The organism is Erythrobacter sanguineus (assembly GCF_900143235.1).
Lineage (GTDB): Bacteria > Pseudomonadota > Alphaproteobacteria > Sphingomonadales > Sphingomonadaceae > Erythrobacter > Erythrobacter sanguineus.
This window is the reverse complement of sequence record NZ_FRDF01000008.1, coordinates 61,340-81,187: the sequence shown is the minus strand read 5'-3', so window position 1 is coordinate 81,187 and position 19,848 is coordinate 61,340. Positions and strand designations below refer to the sequence as shown.

Sequence of the window (19,848 nt, the reverse complement as noted above, 5' to 3'; positions counted from 1 at the left end):
TGGAGCGGTTCCGCGCGCGTCGAATTGTGGCGAAAAGATGGCTGAATTTGGGCGGGGCTGCCGCAATTGGCTTGCATTGCCCCAATCCTGCCACTATTCGCAGCAACGAGCCGGGGGTCAGATACCGGTTTCGACATGCTCCGCCAAGGGACATGGGACAAACGCTGAACAAGGATTTCAAGACTATGCGCAAGATCGTTCTCGCCGCCGCCATCGCCACCTCGGCTCTGGGCCTCGCTGCTTGCGGTGAAACCGCCACCACCGAAACCGAAGAGGCTGTCGACGCCATGGCTGCCGACGCTGAAGCCAATGCCGACGCCGCTGCCGAAGGCGCCGAAGCTGTTGCCGACGCCGCCGCCGAAGGCGCCGAAGACGCCGCTGCTGCTGCCGCTGAAGGCGCTGAAGCTGCTGCTGACGCCGCTGCTGAAGTGGCTGCCGAAGCTGAAGCTGCTGCCGAATAATTCGGATCTGATCGCGCTGCTTCGTCAGCGATGGTCAAACAGGAGGGGCGGTGCCACAAGGCGCCGCCCTTTCCTTTTGCGCCGGTTCCTCTTGCCGTCCACTATGCGTGCGCGCCCGCTTCAGCCGCCGTTGCTATAGGGCGCGCTGGCCCAGTTGCGCATCGGGTCCTGCTGCTGGGCGCGAACGGCAAAGCCATCATAAAGCGCACGGGCAATGGCCGCGATTCGTTCTTCCCGCGCAAGCCGTGTGCCTTGCCCTGTGACATAGATTGCCACGGCGATGGTCCTGCCATCCGGGCATTCGATCAGACCGATATCGCTTGACGTGTTGTTGAGCGAGCCGGTCTTGTGGCTGACCCGCGCTTCGGCCGGGATGTGGGCGACGATGCGGCGCTTGCCGGTCACAGTCCGGCTCATCGCGCCGAGCAGCACCCGGCGGCTTTCGTCCGACAGGAAGTCGCCGCGATAAAGTCCGGCGAGCAGTCGCGCCATCGCGCGCGGCGTGGCTGCATCGCGCGAATCGATATGGGTTGCCGGATTATATTCGCCGTCATCGCGCACCAGAGTCGCGATATCGCGGTTAATGCTGAAATCGGCGATGCCCTGCCGCCGCACCCATTCATTGACAATGTCCGGCCCGCCCACTGCGGCCAGCAAGGCATCGGTTGCCGGATTGCTGGAGCGGGTGATCATGATCTCGATCAGGTCGATTGCGGGCATGTACTGCCCTTTGCGCACCGGCGCGCGGGCCGAGGAGAATTTGGCCGAGCGGATCGGCAACAGCAGCGGGAATTCCGAAGTCAGCGAAAAGCGTTCTTTCTCGACCATCTCGAGATAGGCCGCAGCCACCGCGATTTTGCTGGTCGATGCCATCGGGAACAGCTGGTCGCCCAGCACCATGATTTCCTCGCCCGTGGCAAGATCGACCGCAGCCACTCCGATCCGCCCGCGCGAAGGCTCCGCCAGCTCGGCGATGCGCTGCTGGAAGCTGCCGGCATAGATCGCTTCGAAGGTTTGCGGCTGGCGCAGCTCGGTGCCGAGGGCACGGTCAAAGCTGGATTGCAGCTCGTCAGCCTGCGCGGCCGCAGGCATCGCGAACATTGCGGCAGCGGCGGCAAGGCCGGCGGCGAAAATCGAAAAACGGGCGCGTGCCATGGTCTGAAGCTACTTTCTTGCGGTTTCGACAGGCTTAATGATCATCCTAGGCACGGGCGATTCGCCTCGGCAAGGGTTCATTTCGTCCTGTGCGACGAAAGGTGCGCATGACACGACCGGACAGCCAAAGCCTCTGCTCGATTCGCATCGCCAATTCGTCGAAAGGGGAGTTGCAGTGTCATTCCGCCACTTGACTGCCCAGCGGATAACGCCAGTCTGCACGTCAACCATCGGGCCCAAGGGGACATCATGACCAACGTAAACCGCCTGCGCGCATCGGGCGCAGTTCTTTCCGCATTGCTGCTTGGCACTTCGGGCTTTGCCTTCGCTCAGAGCGCGCCGATCGTCCAGCCCGGCGCACCAGGGCAGGACAGCCGCTTGCTGACCGCCGATGAAGCGACCAAGCTTGCCGCGGCCAGCTATGCGCCGGCCGATGTCACCTTCATGCAGCACATGATTGTCCATCACCAGCAGGCGGTGGAGATGGCCGTGCTGGTCAAGGATCGCACCAATACCGAAGAGATCGTGGCCATCGCGGGACGGATCGAATCGAGCCAGGCCGACGAGATCGCCTTCATGAAGACCTGGCTGGCCGAGCGCGGCGAGCTGGCCGAAGACCCGAAGATGAAGGGGCATGCCGCGCATATGCATCACATGATGGCGGGCATGGCTTCGCCCGATGACATGAAGGCGCTCGCCGCGGCCAAGGGTGTCGATTTCGACCGCCAGTTTCTGACCCTGATGATCGCCCATCATGAAGGCGCGGTCGACATGGTCGAGGATCTGCTCGGCCAGCCCGGCACCGCCGCCGACCCGGTGCTGTATCGTTTTACCGGCGATATCGAGAACGAACAGACCGGCGAGATCGAGCGGATGGACGTGCTGCTCGCGGGTCTTTCCGAAGATCCGCGTGCCGGGCTTGCCGCCGGGTTCGACAATGCGGGCGAGGCGATCATGAACCTCACCAAGGTCGCCAGCTTCAGGAAGCCCGCCGGGTTCTTCAACCCCGATAACCCGGCCGATCTGCGCCTGCCGGTCGCGCCCGAGAAGGATGCGGACAAGGACGAAGCCGAAACTGCTGACGCTGCCGATGCCGCTGAAGCCGGAACCGGGGTTGCCGAGGCAGCAGGCGAAGCGACGCCCGAACGCGGCGAGGAGGAAAGCCTCACCCAGTTTGCCGAACGTTCGCCGCTGCTCGACTTCGCCAATACCGACATGGCGTTCTTCGACGATATCATGGTTGCAGGCAGTTACCATGGCTTCAACATCTACAAGCTCGGCGCCGACGGGGTGCCGGGCCTGATGAGCTCGGTGGTGTGTCCGGGCGGGCAGGGCGATGTCTCGGTGGTCGACAATCTCCTCGTGATGAGTGTCGAACAGACCCGCGGGCGTGTCGATTGCGGGTTGCAGGGCGTGGATGGCAAGGTCAGCGCAGACCGGTTCCGGGGCCTGCGCATCTTCGACATCTCCGATCTCGCCGCCGTGCGTCAGGTCGGGCAGGTGCAGACCTGCCGCGGCAGCCACACGCATTCGATCGTCAGCGCCGACGATACCCGTATCATCGTCTACAATTCGGGCACGTCCGGCATCCGCGAGGAAGAGGAACTGGCCGGCTGCATCGGCAATATCCCGGGCGACACCCGCACCGCGCTGTTCTCGGTCGATGTAATCGAGATCCCGGTGGCCGATCCGGCCAAGGCGCGGATTGTCAGCAGTCCGCGAGTCTTTGCCGATGCCGAAACCGGGGAAATCGCAGGCCTGTGGCGCGGTGGTGACCATGGCGATGGCACCCAGCGCACCTCGCAAACCAATCACTGCCACGACATCACCGTGTTCCCGGCGATGAAGATCGCGGCCGGGGCCTGTTCGGGCAACGGCATCCTGTTCGACATCTCCGACCCGCTCAACCCCCAGCGGATCGATGCGGTGACCGACAAGGGCTTTGCCTACTGGCATTCGGCAACCTTCAACAATGATGGCACCAAGGTGATCTTCACCGACGAATGGGGCGGCGGCGGGCGGCCGCGCTGCCGGGCTTCCGACCCCAAGACCTGGGGCGCCAACGCGATCTATGACATCGTCGATGGCAAGCTGGTGTTCCGTTCGCACTACAAGCTGCCCGGGCCGCAGAGCGACAAGGAGAACTGCGTCGCGCATAATGGCTCGATCATTCCGGTGCCGGGCCGCGACCTGTTTGTGCAGGCGTGGTATCAGGGCGGGCTCAGCGTGATGGACTTCACTGACAGCGACAACCCGCGCGAAATTGCCTTTTTCGATCGCGGCCCGATTGACGATGAACAGCTGGTGCTGGGCGGTTACTGGTCGACCTACTGGTATCAGGGCCACATCTACGGCACCGAGATCACCCGCGGGATCGATGTCTTCGCGCTGGAACCGAGCGACTATCTGACCGCAGCGGAAATCGCCGCGGCCAAGGCGGCATCTTACGCAGACGGGCGCTTCAACCCGCAAACCCAGACCCAGGTGACGTGGGATGCAGCGGTGATCGAAGCCGCCGAATCGAGCCGCAAGGGCGGCTAGGGCGCGGCGTTCAGCGGTTCAGCTTTGCTCCTCCTTTCCTGATGTTGGAGACACATGAGACACTGTCCAGAGACGGAAAACCCTTCCGTCTCCGGGCAGGTTTCCCGTTTCCGGACAGGCCCCCCGTTTCTGGAAAGGGACATGATGGCAGGGAACGGGCAAGCTTCGGCAGGTCATGCGGCGCAGGTTGGCAGGATGGCGGCGCGTAGGAAAGCGCCGGTTCTGCCCGGCGCCGCCTTTCAGCGCGGGCGTTTCAGCACGAGATAGAGCGCGCCCTCGCCCCCGTGGCTGACGTGCGCCTTGCGCACGGCGGCAATCGCGCCTGCATGGCGGCTGGCGGCAAGCCAATCGAGCAGCTTGGCGCGGATCGCCCCGCGCCGCGCCATCCGGTCGGCCGGATCGACCGGGCGGGCGCGTCCGGCGATCACCAGCACCACCCGCGCATTCATCGCCCGCGCCTGATCAAGCCCGGCCATGATCCGGTCATAGGCGGTATCGAGCGTGTGGCCATGCAGGTCGAGCGTGAGATCGGGAGCGATCCGCCCGCCTTTCATCCGCCGGTCCCAATGCGAATCCAGCGCGTCGGCAACAGGCGGCGGGGGCGGGGGCGGGGGTGGCGGCGGGGGCGCGCGGCGCGGTTGGCGCATCGCGGCAGGCTTTGCCGCAACCACCGCTGCCAACACGGCCTTGGGCGGCGCTGGCGGGGTTGCCTTGGGTTTCGGATCGGGTTGGGGGGACGCGCGCCCCGGCAGCGGGGTGACGCTGCGGGCAAGATGCGCCCAGGCGGCCTGTTCCCCGGCGCTCAGCCCGCGCGGGAGTTTCATGGGCGCACCCTCATCGCCCAGCCGTGCCGTGCCGCGCGGCGGCCTCACGCGGGATCAGCACCAAGGCCCGGCCGCGCGTGCTCATCCCGCCGGCGATCATCCGTGCGTCCTCACCCGCGCCCCAGAAGGTATCGAAGCGATTGGCGCCCTTGATCGCCCCGCCGGTGTCCTGTGCGATCCACAATCCGCCCGCCTCTGCCCGGTCCATTGCCAGCCACACCGGCGCGCCCAAGGGCACGAAGGCGGGATCGGCAGCGACCGAGCTTTCACGCCGCACCGGCACGCCCAGCGCGCCCAGCGGGCCGTCGCCATTGAGTTCACGAAAGAAAATCCAGCTTTTGTTGAGCCGCATCAGATCGCGACCCTGCGCCGGGTTTGCGCGGATATAGGCCATGATCCCCTGCATCGATCCAGGATATTGGCCCGGCCCTTCGCCCAGCAGGCCGCGGGTCCGCATCACCCCGCCGATGCCGACATATTCGCGCCCGTTCTGCCCGGCATAGCCGATGCGGATAACCTCGCCCTCGGGCGTGACGAGGCGGCCCGAACCCTGAATCTGGAGGAAGAAGAATTCGACCGGATCGGCGGCCCAGGCGATCACCGGGGCCTTTTCGTCGAGCGCCCCGTCCTCGATTGCGGCGCGATCATGATACAGCGTGAAGCGGCCCGCCTCGTCATACCGTCCCAGCGGCGGACGGCCGGTGCGTTCGGCCAGCGGCACGTCGGCGGGCCAGTCGCGCAGCAGATCGGGCGGCATGGCATAGACCGGCACGGCAAAGCCCGGACGGCGGGTGCGGCTTCCGGCAATCTCCGGCTCGAAATAGCCGGTGGCAAAGGCGCGCCCGTCCCCCACCTGGACCGCGCTGAATTCACGGGTGAAGAAATCGCGTGCACGCGCCTGCGGCCAGCCGCGCGCGGCTTCGCACGGGCGGCGCCAGTCGTCGGCGCGGGTCAGGCCGCTGGCATCCTCGCGCACAAGCAGCTTGGGGCAGGATTCGATGAAGCTTGTCAGCGCGCCCGCGGCATCGCGATCATCCAGCGCGAGCGCGGCAAGCGCGGGGCCGGCGGACAGCCCGGTTAGCACTGCATTGGCCGCCACGGGGGGCATGATGGGCGCAGCAACAGGCGCTGTGGCGGCGGGGGCCGACAAACTGCCTTGCGGGATCATCCGGCCACACGCGGCCAGTGCCAGCACCAGACCCAGCACCAGCACCGTGCGCATCATCCGTTCCCTCTCAGCGGATTGCCTGTGCGGCGCTCCGGCAGCGGCGAATCAACCCTCGTCGGTTTCGTCGAGCAGCCAGTTGGGATCGCGCGCGGCGGTGTTGCGGGCGAAGGTCCAGACATCGCGGCTTTCGATCGCATCGTCGAGCGATCCGGCGATGACATTGCCATCCTTGTCGCGGGTGACCGACGCGATATCGGCAATGAACAACACCGAAATACGCGCCATCCGTCCGTCGAGCGAAGCCGAATGGATGCGGGTTTCCTCGATCCGGATGAGCGAACTTTCCAGCGTTTCGCCCGCTGCCTCACGCGCGTCGATGGCGGCGACGAAGCCTTCATAGACATCATCATCGCACAATTCGCGCAAGGTCTCACGGTCGGCGTTCCAGAAGGCTTCGAGCACCATCTGGTAGGCCCCGCGCGCGCCTTCGAGGAACTGGCCGAGGTTGAAGCGATTATCCGCCGAGGCGATCTCGCGGATGCCGCGTTCGACCGCCGGCATGACCCCGTCAAGTTCGATCGGGCGGGCAGGCACGGCGGCTGTGGTCTGGGCCGGACGGGCGATGCTGGCAGGCTTGTCGTCCGAATCGAAGCGCTGCGGCACCGATTCCTCCTCCTGCTCCGCCCGGCGTCCGAGCACCGAATAAAGGCGCATGCCCAGAAAGGCGGCGACCATGGCAAGGAGAACAATTTCAAGCACTAGACATATCCGATCTGCGGGTGGGCATCGGCCAGACACGAAGCCAAGCGAACACCCGAGGAACAATACACTGCCTTAAATAGGCACTGATTACAATTCGCCAACATCCGTTAGGTTGCGGCGCGGGGTGAATCTTTGTCCTGCGGGCGCTGTTGCGAGGCGCGGCTGTGCCTGCTAGGCGCGCGCGGCGGCACCGGAGCGCATCGCAGCGCCTTGTTTCATGCGCCCGGCGCAATTCCTGTTACCCAGATTGAAAGACACACCCCATGGCCGATGAAGATGGCGTCCTCACCAATCTCGACAACGCAGGCACCGGCGGCGGAGGCAAGCCCAATGGCGCCGACACCCAGCCTGCGGTCGGGATCATCACGCAATATGTGAAGGATCTGTCGGTCGAAAACCCCAATGCGCCCGATGTCTACCAGTGGACCGACGCGCCGCAGATCGATGTGCAGTTCAATATCGGCGCGGAAAGCATCGGCAATGACGTGCACGAGGTGATGCTCAAGCTCACGCTCACCGCGTCATCGCAGCAGGGCCAGGCCTATATCGTCGATCTGGCCTATTGCGGGCTGGTGGGGATGCGCAACATCGGTGAGGAACAGGCCCATGCCTTCCTCTATGCCGAAGCGCCGCGCCTGCTGTTCCCGTTTGCCCGCCAGGTGGTGGCCGATGCGGTGCGCAATGCCGGGTTCCCGCCGCTGATGCTGGATCCGATCGATTTCAACGGGCTTTACGTCCAGCGCCTGCAGGCCCGCCGGGCCGAGGAAGCGGCCGGCGGCGATCCGGTCGCGCCGGTAACCGGCAACTCCTGATCCGCAAGGCCGGCGGGCGCAGCAAGCGATGAGCCTGCTCAGGAATGTCGGCACGATCGGCTCGCTGACGCTGGTCAGCCGGATATTCGGCTTTGCCCGCGACATCCTGCTCGCCCGCGTGCTGGGGGCAGGCGGGGTGGCGGATGCATGGCAGCTCGCGTTCCAGTTGCCCAACCTGTTCCGTCGTCTGTTCGCCGAGGGTGCCTTTGCCTCCGCCTTCGTGCCGCTGTTCAACCGCCACATGACCGAAGGCGAAAGCGAGGCGAAGCGGTTTGCCGGGGAGGTGCTGGCGGTGCTGTTGCCGATCCTTGTGGTGTTCGGCGCGATCATGATGCTGGCGATGCCGTGGGTGCTGTGGGCCTTTGCCAATGCCGACCTGCGCGGTGATGGTGCGACCTATGATCTGGCCGTGCTGATGGGCCGGATCGCCTTCCCCTATCTGATGTTCATGAGCCTGGCGACGCTGGTGGCGGCGATCCTCAATTCGCTGTCGCGTTTTGCTGCTGCGGCGGCTGCGCCGATCCTGCTCAATATCTGCCTGCTCACCGCGCTGGTGTGGGGCGCGGTGCAGGCCCCCGGCGAAGCGACCCGCGCGGCGACCGGCATCGGGCTGGCCATTGCCGTTTCGGTCAGCGGGGTGCTGCAACTGGCGTGGCTGTACTGGTTCATGCGGCGCGCAGGCTTCCGCATACCGCTGGGCCGTCCGAAAATCACCGCACGGGTCAGGCAGATGGGGGCGCTGATCGTGCCTGCGGTGTTCGGCGCAGGGGTCTACCAGATCAGCCGTTTCATCGACCTCGCCTTCATCCGCGGCCTGCCCGACGGCAGTCTTACCTATATGGCCATGGCCGACCGCTGGAACCAGTTGCCGCTGGGCATCATCGGGATTGCGCTGGGCACCGCGATCCTGCCCGCATTGTCGCGCTACATCAGCAAGGCCGACGACGAGGAAGCGGTGCGGCTGCAAGCCAATGCGATCGAGCTGGCGATGCTGTTGACAGTCCCTTGCGCGGTGGCGCTGTTCATTTCCGGATCGGCTTTCGTCAAGGTGTTCATGCAGGGGCAGGCCTTCACCGCCGAAGATGCGCGGGTGACGGGCATGGTGGTTTCGGCGCTGGTGGTGGGTCTGCCCGCCTATGTGCTGGTGAAGGTGCTGACCCCCAATTTCTTCGCCCGCGCCGACACCCGCACGCCGGTCTATACCGCCGCTGCCAGCCTGGTGGTGACAGTTGCGCTCAATTTCCTGCTTGTGCCGGTGCTGGGGGTGGTTGGTCTTGCGCTGGCGGGGGCGGCGGGCGCATGGGTCAATATCGGGCTGCTCGGCACAATCCTTGCCCGGCGCGGGTTCTTCCACCTGCCGGCGCGGGTGGTTGGCCGGCTGGTGCGGATTCTGGTTGCCGCTGCCGCGATGGGTGCGGCGCTGTGGGCGCTGATGCAGGCAATTGCGCCATGGCTTGATGGCACCATGCCCGAAAAACTGCTGGCGATCGCCGCGATCGGGCTGGTCAGCCTTGCCACCTATGGCGCAGGCGCGGTGATGCTCGGGATACTCGACAAGGCGACGGTGCAGCGCCTAATGCGCCGCCAGACATAAGCGCGAAGGATATTCATCATCATGCGGGTCGTTTCCGGCATCCAGCCCACCGGCAAGCCTCATCTCGGCAATTATCTCGGCGCGATCCGCAATTACGTGGCGTTGCAGGATGATGCCCATGCCGCCGGGGGTGAATGCCTGATCTTCATCGCCGATCTGCACGCCTTGTCGATGCCGCATGATCCGGCTGATCTGCGCGCCTCGACGCTGGAACTGGTCGCGACGCTGGTGGCCTGCGGGCTGGATCCGGACAAGGCGATTCTGTTCAATCAGGCGCAGGTGCCGCAGCATCCCGAACTGCAATGGTTGCTGAGCGGCACTGCACGGATGGGGTGGCTGGGCCGCATGACCCAGTGGAAGGACAAGGCTGGCAAGAACCGCGAAGGGCAATCCGTGGCGCTGTTCACCTACCCGGTGCTGCAGGCCGCCGACGTGCTGCTCTATCAGGCGACCCACGTGCCGGTGGGCGAGGACCAGAAGCAGCATCTGGAACTGGCCCGCGACATCGCGCAGAAGTTCAACAATGATTTCGCCTCGGACGACGCGCCGATCTTCACCTTGCCCGATCCGATCATCCCGGCCCAGGCCGCACGCATCATGTCGCTGCGCGATGGCAGCGCCAAGATGTCGAAATCCGATCCTTCCGACATGAGCCGCATCAACCTGTCGGACGATGCCGACACCATGGCGCAGAAGATCAAGAAGGCGAAAACCGATCCAGAACCCCTGCCCAGCGAGGAAGCCGGGCTGGCCGACCGGGCCGAAGCGCGCAATCTGGTCGGCATCTATGCCGCCTTGTCGGGACAATCGGCGGCGGCTGTGCTGGGCCAGTATGGCGGGCAGGGCTTTGGCAGTTTCAAGCCCGCGCTGGCGGAATTGCTGGTCGCAACGCTGGGGCCGATTCGCGAACGTTTCGTCATGCTGAAGGAAGATGGCGAGACGCTCGATGCGATTCTCGCCCGCGGCGCTGCCAAGGCGCGCGAACGCGGCGCACCGACGTTGACGGCCGCCTACCGCGCATTGGGGTTGGTGCGTCCCTGAGAATCTGCCCGGCCTGCGATGGGCCGAGGCGCATTTGCGATGAATATTCAATTGCGGTTCATGCAGAAAAGATATCATAACGCGCTCAAGCACCACTGCCATTGTCGCATTGGTGACAGGATAAGGGTTGTGACATGTTGACCGCGATGTCGTCGAAGAAATCTCTCCGCCGTATCGGCTTGCCGCTTCTGCTGGTGGCCAGCCTTGCGGCTTGCTCCACGCCGTTCAAGGCGGATGTTTCGCGCTTTGCCGTGCCGCTTCCGGCGCCGCAGGGGCAAAGCTTTGCGGTGGTTCCGGAAGATCCGAAGCTCGCCGGCGGGCTGGAATTTGCCACCTATGCCAATTCGGTCGCGGTCGAGATGGAGCAGCTGGGCTATGTCCGTGCCGCGTCGCCCGAAAGCGCCGATCTGCTGGTGCGCTTCGATTACCGCGTTGATAACGGACGCGAACGCATCCGCACCGATCCGGGTGTGGGCTTCGCCGGCGGCCCGTGGGGCCCGTGGGGTCGCGGGTTCGGTGGCTGGGGCGGCGGGTTCGGTGGCTGGGGCTTCGGCTTCAATGATCCGTGGCTCGGCGGCCCCAATGTGCGCAGTTACACCATCTTCACCAGCGGCATCGAGATGAAGATCGATCGCGCAGCCGATGGCCAGCGCCTGTTCGAAGGCAGCGCCCAGGCGGTGTCGCGTTCAAACCGCCTGCCCAATCTTGTGCCCAATCTGGTGGACGCGATCTTCACTGATTTTCCCGGCAATTCGGGTGAGACCCTGCGGATTACCATCCGCGATGACGAAAAGACCGTGCGCCAGCAGGATTGATGGTGTAGACAGGTTGCAACAGACCCTTGGACGGGACGGAGAGGCGGCGCCAGGGGATCGGTGCCGCCTTTTTGTTTGTGCGGCGCTGGTGCGGAATAGTCCGCTGTGCCCGGGCTGCCGTTCCTGACTGATCTAGAGTTTCGCGTGCCCGCCGGTCGAACCAAACCCGCCCGCGCCGCGATCCGTCACATCCAGTTCGGCGACCTCGTCCCACGCCGCCTGCACCACCGGGGCAAGCACAAGCTGCGCCACCCGGTCGCCGCGCGCGATGGTGAAGGGTTCGGTGCCATGGTTGATCAGGATCACCTTCAACTCGCCGCGATAGTCAGAATCGATCGTGCCAGGGGTGTTGGGCACGGTGATCCCGTGCTTCAGCGCAAGGCCTGAACGCGGACGCACCTGGATTTCGTAACCCTGCGGAATTGCCAGCGCGAGGCCGGTCGCGACCGCATGGCGCGCGCCCGGAGCGATCACCACGTCCTCGGCGCTGACCACGTCCATCCCCGCTGCGCCCGATGTGGCATAGGCGGGCAGCGGCAGGGCTGCGCCGTGCGGCAGGCGCTTTACGGCCACTGTAACGGCGGCGCTCATTCCGCCGCCTCGGCCTTGAGCGTCGCCGCGATCCGTTCAGCCAGCGCCATCGCCACCGCGCTCTTGGGCATTTCATCGAGCGTTTCGACGCCGTCCGCGCTGACAATGTGGACGCGGTTCATGTCGCCGCCCATCACGTCACCCGAAACATCATTCGCCACGATCCAGTCGGAACCCTTGCGTTTGCGTTTCTGCTTGGCGTTGTCGATCACGTTCTCGGTCTCGGCGGCAAAGCCGATCACCAGTTCGGGCCGCTTGCCGCCAGCCGCGACATTGGTGAGAATGTCCGGGTTTTCCGACAGCATCAGCGCTGGCGGGGCCGATCCGCGCTTCTTGATTTTTTCGCCCCGGTATTCCTTCGGCCGCCAATCGGCCACTGCGGCGACCATCACCGCGACATCGGCCGGCAGCGCGGCCTTGACCGCCTGCGACATGTCCTCGGCGCTTTCGACATCGATGCGGGTCACGCCCGCAGGTGTTTTCAAGGCAACCGGCCCGGCCACCAGCGTGACCTTCGCGCCCAGCGCGGCGGTGGCGGCGGCGATGGCAAAGCCCTGTTTCCCGCTTGACCGGTTGGCGATGTAGCGCACCGGATCAATCGCTTCCCACGTCGGCCCGGCGGTGATCAGCACATGACGACCGGAAAGCGGGCGGTGCGACGCGGCAATCCCGAAATCGGCGCCCTCGGCCACATCGCCCAGCACGGTTTCAACCTCGTCCGGCACCTCGGGCGCAAGCACTTCGGGCGCAGATTTGCGCGGATCGACCTTGTGGTTGATCGCATCGGCATCCACCGGCGGGGCGGCGTTGGCCTTGCCCTTGCTCGCCAGCAGCGGCCCACCCAGATCGGGGGCAAATTCGGGTGCGGGCTCATCGTCGGCAGGCAGGTCGCCATCATCCGGTTCGGGCAGGTCCTGATATTCCGCCTCGATGTCCTCATGGGTGCGTTTCGCGGTCGAACGCGGGATGATGCGCGACAACAGCCCCCCCAGCCCGCTGGCCGATGCAGGTGCGCCGTCGCCGGCTTCCTCACCCTCACCCTCACCCTCACCCTCGTCCTCGGGCTCAAGCGCCTCGACTTCGATAAGCTGACGATCATTCGCGGGGATCAGCGCCGGTGCGGGCTGGGGCGCAGGCACTGCAATGCCGAAGTGATCGGCAATCGCACGCCAGATCGCCTCGGGCTCGGGCAGGCGGCCATAGCCGAACTCGCCGCAGGCCATCGGGCCTTCATCGGGATGGAGCACAGTAACGCCCGCGTTTTCGAGCAGCGCGATGTTGCGCTGCGTCGCTTCGTGCTCCCACATCCGCACATTCATCGCCGGGACCGCCATCACCGGCTTGTCAGTGGCCAGAATCAGCGTGGTCGCAAGATCATCGGCAATCCCGCTTGCCATCTTGGCGAGCAGATCGGCGGTTGCCGGGCAGACCACCACCAGATCAGCCTCACGCGAAAGCTGGATATGCCCCATCTCGGCCTCGTTCTTGAGGTCGAACAGGTTGGTATAGACCTGATTTTCGGACAGGGCGGCCAGCGCCATCGGGGTGACGAATTGCTGCCCGCCCTTGGTGACGACACAGGTGACATCGCCGCTGATCCCATTGGCCCCCTTGCGGATCAGGCGCACGAGTTCGCAGGCCTTGTAGGCCGCGATCCCGCCGCCCACGACCAGCAGGATGCGCAGGGACGTGCCTGTCATCGCTGTGTTCCGCTCTGTATGCCGATCAATGTCATCGGTCCGAACAACTCCCATGCCGGGCGGTGCAAACGCTGCCGGCAAACCATTCTAGACGCGCCCCGTCCCCGCGCCAAGCAGCGCGGATATGGTTCTGGCCCGCAGATTTGCCGGGCCGTGGTTAAGATTGCGCTTACAAAGGCGCAACCGCTTTTGGAGCATCCGCGTGTCGCCGCGCTTGATTTGAGGGCGGGGCTGAACCAGACTCTGGCGAAATAACGACACGAGGGGCTGTTTGATGATGATGTTCCTGCGCGCGGCGCTGGTGCTGGGCGGATTGGGTTCCATGCTGATCGGATCGGGTTTCCTGATCGCTCCGGTTGAACTGGGCGCGATGTTCGGGGTCGAGGCAGGCGGCCCGCAGGGCCTGTCGAGCCTGCGGGCGGATTTTACCGCGTTCTTCTGGGTCGCGGGCGGATCGCTGGCGTGGGGCGGGTGGCGCCGGAACGGTGCCGTGCTGCTAGTGGCGGCGGCGCTGATGGGGATCGCGCTGCTCGGACGGGTGGTTGGTCTGATTCTCGATGGCAGCTATGCTGGCGCTTTCGGGCCGATGGTGGTCGAGGCGGTAACATTGTCGCTGGCCTTCACCGGCTACCGGATGTTTGGCAGAGGCGGCCCGGGTTAGAACGCTAACCGATCCAGCCCACCATCAGCGCGCCCCACACCGCGCCTGCGCCTGCAAGCGCCGCGGCCGCATAGCCCGGCCAGCCGCGCCCTTCGCGCTTGTCGGTGACCAGCGGGATCACCGGCAGCGGCGGGGTTTCGGGGGCGCCGCCCTTGGGCGGGAATTTTTCCTCCAGCCGCCGGATCAGGCCGGGCAGGCGCAGCAGCGTTTCGGTATCCTGCTTGAGCCGATCGGCGAGCGCGGCTTCCGGCCCCAGCTCATCGCGGATCCAGCTGCGCACGTAAGGCGCGGCAGTGTCCCACATGTTGATATCGGGGTTCAATTGCGTGGCGATGCCTTCGACCATCACCATGGTCTTTTGCAAGAGCAGCAGGTGCGGCTGGGTCTGCATGTCGAAATCGCGGGTGATCGCGAACAGCCCGTCGAGCATCTGGCCGACCGAAAGCTCCTTTACCGGCTTGCCGCGCATCGGTTCACCCACCGCGCGCAGGGCCGTGGCGAATTCGCCGACCGAATGGTAGCTTGGCACATATTGCGCCTCGAAATGGATTTCGGCGACGCGCTGGTAATTGCCGGTCGTGAGCCCGTAGAGGATCTCTGCCAGCCATTGCCGCGCGCGCCGATCAATCCGGCCCATGATCCCGAAATCGATCGCGACGATGGTGCCGTCATCCTCCACGAACAGGTTGCCCTGGTGCATGTCGGCGTGGAAGAATCCGGCGCTGATCGCCTGGGTAAGGAAGCTGATCACCAGCTTGTCGGAAATTGCCGCAAGATCATGCCCGCGGGCGCGCAGTTCCTGGGTCCGGCTGATCTTGATCCCGTCGATCCATTCAACCGTCAGCACCCGGCCATTGGTCCGGTCCCAGTCGACCGCCGGAATACGGTAGCCGGGGACGCCCGCCATCTGTTCGGCCAATTCGCTGGCTGAGGCCGCCTCGCGTCGCAGATCAAGCTCGGAATTGGTCCAGCGCTTGAAATTGGCGATGGTCAGGCGCGGGCGCAGGCGCGATGCCTCGCCGCCCATCGCCTCGACATAGGCGGCGGCCCATTCATAGGTCTGGATGTCGCGCGCGAATTTTTCGCGGATGCCGGGGCGCAGCACCTTGATCGCGACGGAGCGGCCATCGGTGGTCACGCCCTTGTGCACCTGCGCGATCGAGGCCGCGCCGACAGGTTCGGGGTCGACCTCGGCAAACAGCTTGTCGATCGGCTGGCCAAAGCTCGATTCGATCGATGCCTTGATCTCGCCAAAGGGCACCGGCGGCAGGCTGTCTTGCAGGGACAGGAGATTGTTCGCCGCCTCCTCGCCCACCAGATCGGGCCGTGTCGCAAGGCTCTGCCCCAGCTTGATCGCCGCCGGGCCGATGGCGCGGAAGGCGCCGGCATAATCGCGCGGGCCCGCCTTGCCGGTCAGCGTCGCCAGCCGCGCCAGCCGGACCAGCCGCCGCAGCGCGGCAGGAGCGTTGGGATCATTCTCGATCCCGACCAGCGCGCGCCGGCGGGCCAGCGTCACGCCCCAGCGCGCAAGGCGGACAAGATGAAGAGCAGGCGAGGGCACTGGCTTAGATCTTCCATCCCGAATGGATCGCCACCAGCCCGCCCATGATCGGTTCGACCCGGGTATTGGCAAAGCCTGCGCTGCGGATCATCGCCTCGAAGGCGGGCATCGGCGGAAACTTGCGGATCGATTCGGCCAGATAGCGATAGGAATCCGCATCGCCCGCGATGGCCTGCCCCATGCGCGGCAGCAGGTGTTCGGAATAGATGTCATAGGCCTCTTTCAGCCCGGACCATTCGACGGTCGAGAATTCGAGGCAGAAAAACCGCCCACCCGGCTTCAGCACCCGGTGCGCTTCGGCCAGGGCGCGGTCGATATGGGTGACGTTGCGGATGCCGAAAGCGATGGTGTAGGCATCAAAGCTGTTGTTCGGAAAGCTGACTTGCTCGGCATTCTGGCAGGTGAAGACAAGGCTGCCCTCGCCTTCGCCCGCGCCGCGTTCCAGCGCGCGTTCCGCGCCCACATCCAGCATGTCCTGATTGATGTCGGCGACGGTGATATGCGCGCCGCGCTCCACCATGCGGAAGGCGATGTCGCCGGTGCCGCCTGCCATGTCGAGGATCTGTTCGCCCGGCTGCGGTTTCACCCGCTTGACGAAGCGATCCTTCCACAAGCGGTGCATGCCCCCTGACATTGCATCATTCATGACGTCGTATTTGCGTGCGACGCTGGAAAAGACTTCGCCCACCTTGCGGGTCTTTTCCTGCGGAGAAACCTGCGTGTAGCCGAAGGAAACGGTGTCGTCGGAAATTTCAGTCATGCCCGGCTCCCTAGAGGCAATTGCCGCCCGCGCAAAGGGTGTTAGAGGCGACGTGTGATGCGTTGGCCGCGGCGGAGCGGCTTCGAGCGATAGCGAGCCCCAACAAATGCCTGAGCTGCCAGAAGTCGAAACAACTATCCGCGGCCTTGCCCGGTTCCTTGATGGCGCGCGGATCACCCGCGTGCACCTCAACCGCGCCGATCTACGCCGCCCTTTCCCCGCTGATCTGGTGCAGGTCATGACCGGCGCACAGGTGACAGGCCTGACGCGGCGGGCAAAATACGGCCTGATCCATCTCGACCGCGATGCAACCATGATCTTTCATCTCGGCATGAGCGGGCGCTGGCGGATCGATCCGGAAACGCCCGATGCGCATGATCATCTGCTGCTGGAGACCGCGCAGCACCGCTTTGCCCTGTGCGATCCGCGGCGCTTCGGTTCGGTCGATCTGGTGAGCACTGCCGCGCTGGAACAATGGCCGCAATTCGCTGCCCTCGGCCCCGAACCGCTGGGTCCGGGGCTGACCGCAGGGCATCTGAAGGCGGCGCTGAAGGGCAAGGTGCAATCGATCAAGCTGTGCCTGCTCGATCAGCGGATTATCGCCGGGCTGGGCAATATCTATGTCTGCGAGGCGCTGTGGCGGGCCGGGATCCGCCCGACCAGACCGGGGGGCAAGGTCACCGGGCCGCAGCTCCAGCGCCTGGTGCCCGCGATCCGCGATGTGCTGGAGGCCTCGATCCGCGATGGCGGCTCGACCTTGCGTGACTATGCCCGGCCCGATGGCGAACTCGGCTATTTCGCCAGCAGCTTCGATGTCTACGGGCGAACAGACGAGGCCTGCCGCCGCGAGGATGGCGGCACCATCCGCCGCATCGCGCAGGGCGGGCGCAGCACGTGGTATTGTCCGGTGTGCCAGCGATGATGTAAGAACCCGCTGCTGCGGTTGCATCCTTGGCGCGGTTCCTCCGCTGCGTTCCGGCAAGGGCCAATTCTGTGCGCCTTGCGATGGCCAGCCAAGGGAATCGTTGACCTTGCGCGCCCTTCGCACTATGCGCGCTGCTTTCCGGCGGTCGGGCCATGCGCCCGCTCGCCCGGTTTCGACCAACCTGACAGAATTTCCCGGCCGCCTGCCGCGGCCCGAACCATTTGCGAGACAGACACGAATTATGGCCAACACGCCGCAAGCCAAGAAGCGCATCCGTCGCAACGCCGCCCGCGCCGAAATCAACGGTGCGCGCATCAGCCGCATCCGCAGCTTCATCAAGAAGGTCGAATCGGCCTGTGAAGCTGGCGACAAGGCAGCCGCCGCTGCCGCGCTCAAGGAAGCCCAGCCGGAAATGGCCCGCGGCGTCGCCCGCGGCGTGCTGCACAAGAACACCGTGGCCCGCAAGCTTTCGCGTCTGACGCGCCGAGTCGCCACGCTCTGATTCGTTTTTGGGCGATCCGTATCACTGCCTAAGGGGTGAATGCGGGTTGTCGGCGGAGGAGAATCGCAAAAAGGCCGCGCTGGATCAGCGCGGCCTTTTTGGTTTGCGACAATTGCGACAGGTGCAACCCCGACAAATGTCAGGATTCCCCGCGATTCGCGTGGTGTGATTAGTGATCTTCTTTTAAAAACAACATGATCAACGCAAGTCTGCGGGCTTGCGCCGAGTCAACAGGATTATTTCACTTTTTTGTAATCTCCGCGCTTGCGCAAAGCTGCGTTGCGTTCTTTATTCCCATCTCACCCGGCGCGGGACAGCCCGGGTTCTAGGAAAACCGGCCGACAGGGGGCTCCCCGAAAATCCATTTTTCGGGGCAGCGATGGTATTTGCCTGTCACAATAACAAGGGTGCATCTGCGTGACGCTGGTCACGCAGGTGTGAGAAGATTGGGGAAGAGCTTGTGCACAGGATCGACAAGGCGCGCAGCACGCGCCGACCTGCGGATGATGATTTGATGGAAGATGCGGAAGCCGTGAACCTTGCCGCCGACTGGTCCGATATCAGCCAGGGGCTGCGCAAGGATCTGGGCCATCAGCTCCACAGCCAGTGGATCAAGCCGATCCAGCTTGGCAGTCTCGACCGCGAGAGCGGCATGCTCGACCTCTACCTGCCAACCGAATTCTCGGCCAACTGGGTGCGTGACCGCTTTCACGACCGGCTGCAGCTGGCGTGGAAAATCGCCCGCAGCGAAGTGCGCAAGGTCAACATCATGGTGCATCCCGGGCGCCGCCAGCTGCCCGACCTGCGTATCAATGATGGCCGCCGCCCGGCCAATGACGGGGCAAGCGCGATGGCGGTGGCGGCTGGCTCCATGTCGGATTCAGGCTTCACCTCGTCGGTCGGGCTGGACCCTTCGCTGACCTTCACCGCCTTTGTCACGGGTGAGGCCAATGTCCTCGCCTGCAATGCGGCGCAGCGCATGGCCGCAGTCGAAGCGCCGCAATTCTCGCCGCTCTATCTCAAGGCGGCGACCGGGCAGGGCAAGACCCACCTGCTGCACGCTATCGGCCACGCCTATCTGCAGGCGCACCCGCGCGCGCGGATTTTCTATTGTTCGGCCGAACGCTTCATGGTCGAATTCGTGCAGGCGCTGAAATCCAGCCAGACCATCGAATTCAAGGCGCGGCTGCGGTCTTTCGATCTGTTGCTGGTCGATGATATCCAGTTCATCATCGGCAAGGCGAGCGCGCAGGAAGAATTGCTCTACACCATCGATGCACTGCTGGCCGAGGGCAAGCGGCTGGTCTTCGCCGCCGACCGCGCGCCGCAGGCGCTGGATGGGGTCGAACCGCGTCTGCTGTCGCGCCTGTCGATGGGGCTGGTGGCCGATATCCAGCCCGCCGACATCGAATTGCGCAAGAAGATCCTTGTCGCCAAGCTGGTCCGCTTTGCACCGCTTGATGTGCCGGCCGATGTGGTCGAATTCCTTGCCCGCACCATCACCCGCAATATCCGCGAGCTGGTGGGCGGCCTCAACAAGCTGATCGCCTATGCTCAGTTGACGGGACAGGAAGTCTCGCTCCAGCTCGCCGAAGAACAGCTTACCGACATCCTCTCGGCCAACCGCCGCCGGATCACCATCGACGAGATTCAGCGCACCGTGTGCCAGTTCTACCGGATTGACCGCGCGGAAATGAGCAGCAAGCGCCGCGCGCGGGCGGTGGTGCGGCCGCGGCAGGTGGCAATGTACCTGTCCAAGGTGCTGACCCCGCGTTCCTACCCGGAAATCGGGCGCAAGTTCGGCGGGCGCGATCATTCCACGGTGATCCACGCCGTGCGCCTGATCGAGGATCTGCGCCAGCGCGATGCCGACATGGATGGTGATGTGCGCAGCCTGCTGCGTCAGCTCGAAAGCTGAATCCGCACATAATATCGTCAAGCTTTGCACCGCACTTTCGACAGGCTGATCCACAGG

18 protein-coding genes are annotated in these 19,848 nt (G+C 64.8%); 10 read left to right on the top strand and 8 right to left on the bottom strand.

Annotated elements, in window-relative coordinates; genetic code table 11:
- Positions 1-185 precede the first annotated feature (185 nt).
- On the top strand, positions 186-461 hold the full coding sequence (locus BUA05_RS07985) for a hypothetical protein (protein ID WP_072674220.1): 276 nt from the start codon (positions 186-188) through the stop codon (positions 459-461).
- A 120-nt stretch (positions 462-581) separates the two neighbouring features.
- Here the strand turns inward: BUA05_RS07985 and BUA05_RS07980 are convergent, their stop codons facing one another.
- Positions 582-1,616 carry a serine hydrolase gene (locus tag BUA05_RS07980; RefSeq protein WP_072674136.1) on the bottom strand — a complete coding sequence of 345 codons (1,035 nt, stop codon included), beginning with the start codon at positions 1,614-1,616 and terminating at the stop codon, positions 582-584.
- 249 nt (positions 1,617-1,865) lie between these two features.
- Here BUA05_RS07980 and BUA05_RS07975 point away from each other — a divergent pair, with 249 nt between their 5' ends.
- Complete coding sequence (locus tag BUA05_RS07975; protein ID WP_072674135.1) at positions 1,866-4,157, top strand: DUF305 domain-containing protein; 2,292 nt, start codon at positions 1,866-1,868, stop codon at positions 4,155-4,157.
- 239 nt (positions 4,158-4,396) lie between these two features.
- Here BUA05_RS07975 and BUA05_RS07970 read toward each other — a convergent pair whose 3' ends face one another.
- From BUA05_RS07970 to BUA05_RS07960, 3 genes are read right to left on the bottom strand one after another with little or no spacing between them, the layout of a single operon-like run.
- Positions 4,397-4,981, bottom strand: a complete 585-nt coding sequence (locus BUA05_RS07970) for a Smr/MutS family protein (protein WP_072674219.1) — start codon at positions 4,979-4,981, stop codon at positions 4,397-4,399.
- Between the two features lie 10 nt (positions 4,982-4,991).
- Positions 4,992-6,203: a murein transglycosylase A gene (gene mltA, locus BUA05_RS07965; RefSeq protein WP_072674218.1), complete on the bottom strand. Its 1,212-nt coding sequence runs from the start codon at positions 6,201-6,203 to the stop codon at positions 4,992-4,994.
- Between the two features lie 51 nt (positions 6,204-6,254).
- Positions 6,255-6,917 (bottom strand): Tim44/TimA family putative adaptor protein, encoded by a 663-nt coding sequence (locus tag BUA05_RS07960; protein ID WP_281247018.1) that lies wholly within the window; start codon positions 6,915-6,917, stop codon positions 6,255-6,257.
- 257 nt (positions 6,918-7,174) lie between these two features.
- Here BUA05_RS07960 and secB point away from each other — a divergent pair, with 257 nt between their 5' ends.
- The 4 genes from secB to BUA05_RS07940 all read left to right on the top strand — a co-directional run bounded on the left by secB (position 7,175) and on the right by BUA05_RS07940 (position 11,173).
- Positions 7,175-7,723 (top strand): protein-export chaperone SecB, encoded by a 549-nt coding sequence (gene secB, locus BUA05_RS07955; protein WP_072674133.1) that lies wholly within the window; start codon positions 7,175-7,177, stop codon positions 7,721-7,723.
- A 28-nt stretch (positions 7,724-7,751) separates the two neighbouring features.
- On the top strand, positions 7,752-9,317 hold the full coding sequence (gene murJ, locus BUA05_RS07950; RefSeq protein WP_072674132.1) for a murein biosynthesis integral membrane protein MurJ: 1,566 nt from the start codon (positions 7,752-7,754) through the stop codon (positions 9,315-9,317).
- 21 nt (positions 9,318-9,338) lie between these two features.
- A complete protein-coding gene (gene trpS, locus BUA05_RS07945; protein WP_072674131.1) occupies positions 9,339-10,358 on the top strand; it encodes a tryptophan--tRNA ligase in 1,020 nt (339 codons plus the stop codon).
- Positions 10,359-10,492: 134 nt separating this feature from the next.
- On the top strand, positions 10,493-11,173 hold the full coding sequence (locus BUA05_RS07940; protein WP_084662532.1) for a DUF4136 domain-containing protein: 681 nt from the start codon (positions 10,493-10,495) through the stop codon (positions 11,171-11,173).
- Positions 11,174-11,305: 132 nt separating this feature from the next.
- Here BUA05_RS07940 and dut read toward each other — a convergent pair whose 3' ends face one another.
- The gene (gene dut, locus BUA05_RS07935) at positions 11,306-11,764 is read right to left on the bottom strand and encodes a dUTP diphosphatase (RefSeq protein ID WP_072674130.1); all 459 of its coding nucleotides are present in this window, start codon (positions 11,762-11,764) and stop codon (positions 11,306-11,308) included.
- Entirely contained in the window at positions 11,761-13,464 is a 1,704-nt protein-coding gene (locus BUA05_RS07930; RefSeq protein ID WP_072674129.1) for a bifunctional phosphopantothenoylcysteine decarboxylase/phosphopantothenate synthase, read from the bottom strand. The genes dut and BUA05_RS07930 overlap by 4 nt, the downstream gene beginning before the upstream one ends.
- A gap of 274 nt (positions 13,465-13,738) precedes the next feature.
- Here BUA05_RS07930 and BUA05_RS07925 point away from each other — a divergent pair, with 274 nt between their 5' ends.
- Entirely contained in the window at positions 13,739-14,125 is a 387-nt protein-coding gene (locus BUA05_RS07925) for a DUF4345 family protein (RefSeq protein WP_072674128.1), read from the top strand.
- Between the two features lie 4 nt (positions 14,126-14,129).
- On the opposite strand, the gene ubiB is transcribed toward BUA05_RS07925, so the two are convergent.
- The gene (gene ubiB / locus BUA05_RS07920) at positions 14,130-15,686 is read right to left on the bottom strand and encodes a 2-polyprenylphenol 6-hydroxylase (RefSeq protein WP_072674127.1); all 1,557 of its coding nucleotides are present in this window, start codon (positions 15,684-15,686) and stop codon (positions 14,130-14,132) included.
- A 4-nt stretch (positions 15,687-15,690) separates the two neighbouring features.
- Entirely contained in the window at positions 15,691-16,446 is a 756-nt protein-coding gene (locus BUA05_RS07915; RefSeq protein WP_072674126.1) for a class I SAM-dependent methyltransferase, read from the bottom strand.
- A gap of 106 nt (positions 16,447-16,552) precedes the next feature.
- Here BUA05_RS07915 and mutM point away from each other — a divergent pair, with 106 nt between their 5' ends.
- From mutM to dnaA, 3 genes are all read left to right on the top strand, one after another.
- Positions 16,553-17,368, top strand: a complete 816-nt coding sequence (mutM, locus tag BUA05_RS07910) for a bifunctional DNA-formamidopyrimidine glycosylase/DNA-(apurinic or apyrimidinic site) lyase (protein WP_072674125.1) — start codon at positions 16,553-16,555, stop codon at positions 17,366-17,368.
- Between the two features lie 244 nt (positions 17,369-17,612).
- Complete coding sequence (rpsT, locus tag BUA05_RS07905) at positions 17,613-17,873, top strand: 30S ribosomal protein S20 (protein ID WP_072674124.1); 261 nt, start codon at positions 17,613-17,615, stop codon at positions 17,871-17,873.
- A gap of 514 nt (positions 17,874-18,387) precedes the next feature.
- Positions 18,388-19,791 carry a chromosomal replication initiator protein DnaA gene (gene dnaA, locus BUA05_RS07900; protein WP_072674216.1) on the top strand — a complete coding sequence of 468 codons (1,404 nt, stop codon included), beginning with the start codon at positions 18,388-18,390 and terminating at the stop codon, positions 19,789-19,791.
- Positions 19,792-19,848 lie beyond the last annotated feature (57 nt).

Bases quoted from the DNA above. Each gene is read 5' to 3' on its own strand.
- BUA05_RS07985 (WP_072674220.1), top strand. From the start codon at position 186: ATGCGCAAGATCGTTCTCGCCGCCGCCATCGCCACCTCGGCTCTGGGC.
- BUA05_RS07980 (WP_072674136.1), bottom strand. From the start codon at position 1,616: ATGGCACGCGCCCGTTTTTCGATTTTCGCCGCCGGCCTTGCCGCCGCT.
- BUA05_RS07975 (WP_072674135.1), top strand. From the start codon at position 1,866: ATGACCAACGTAAACCGCCTGCGCGCATCGGGCGCAGTTCTTTCCGCA.
- BUA05_RS07970 (WP_072674219.1), bottom strand. From the start codon at position 4,981: ATGAAACTCCCGCGCGGGCTGAGCGCCGGGGAACAGGCCGCCTGGGCG.
- mltA (WP_072674218.1), bottom strand. From the start codon at position 6,203: ATGCGCACGGTGCTGGTGCTGGGTCTGGTGCTGGCACTGGCCGCGTGT.
- secB (WP_072674133.1), top strand. From the start codon at position 7,175: ATGGCCGATGAAGATGGCGTCCTCACCAATCTCGACAACGCAGGCACC.
- murJ (WP_072674132.1), top strand. From the start codon at position 7,752: ATGAGCCTGCTCAGGAATGTCGGCACGATCGGCTCGCTGACGCTGGTC.
- trpS (WP_072674131.1), top strand. From the start codon at position 9,339: ATGCGGGTCGTTTCCGGCATCCAGCCCACCGGCAAGCCTCATCTCGGC.
- BUA05_RS07940 (WP_084662532.1), top strand. From the start codon at position 10,493: ATGTTGACCGCGATGTCGTCGAAGAAATCTCTCCGCCGTATCGGCTTG.
- dut (WP_072674130.1), bottom strand. From the start codon at position 11,764: ATGAGCGCCGCCGTTACAGTGGCCGTAAAGCGCCTGCCGCACGGCGCA.
- BUA05_RS07930 (WP_072674129.1), bottom strand. From the start codon at position 13,464: ATGACAGGCACGTCCCTGCGCATCCTGCTGGTCGTGGGCGGCGGGATC.
- BUA05_RS07925 (WP_072674128.1), top strand. From the start codon at position 13,739: ATGATGATGTTCCTGCGCGCGGCGCTGGTGCTGGGCGGATTGGGTTCC.
- BUA05_RS07915 (WP_072674126.1), bottom strand. From the start codon at position 16,446: ATGACTGAAATTTCCGACGACACCGTTTCCTTCGGCTACACGCAGGTT.
- mutM (WP_072674125.1), top strand. From the start codon at position 16,553: ATGCCTGAGCTGCCAGAAGTCGAAACAACTATCCGCGGCCTTGCCCGG.
- rpsT (WP_072674124.1), top strand. From the start codon at position 17,613: ATGGCCAACACGCCGCAAGCCAAGAAGCGCATCCGTCGCAACGCCGCC.
- dnaA (WP_072674216.1), top strand. From the start codon at position 18,388: ATGGAAGATGCGGAAGCCGTGAACCTTGCCGCCGACTGGTCCGATATC.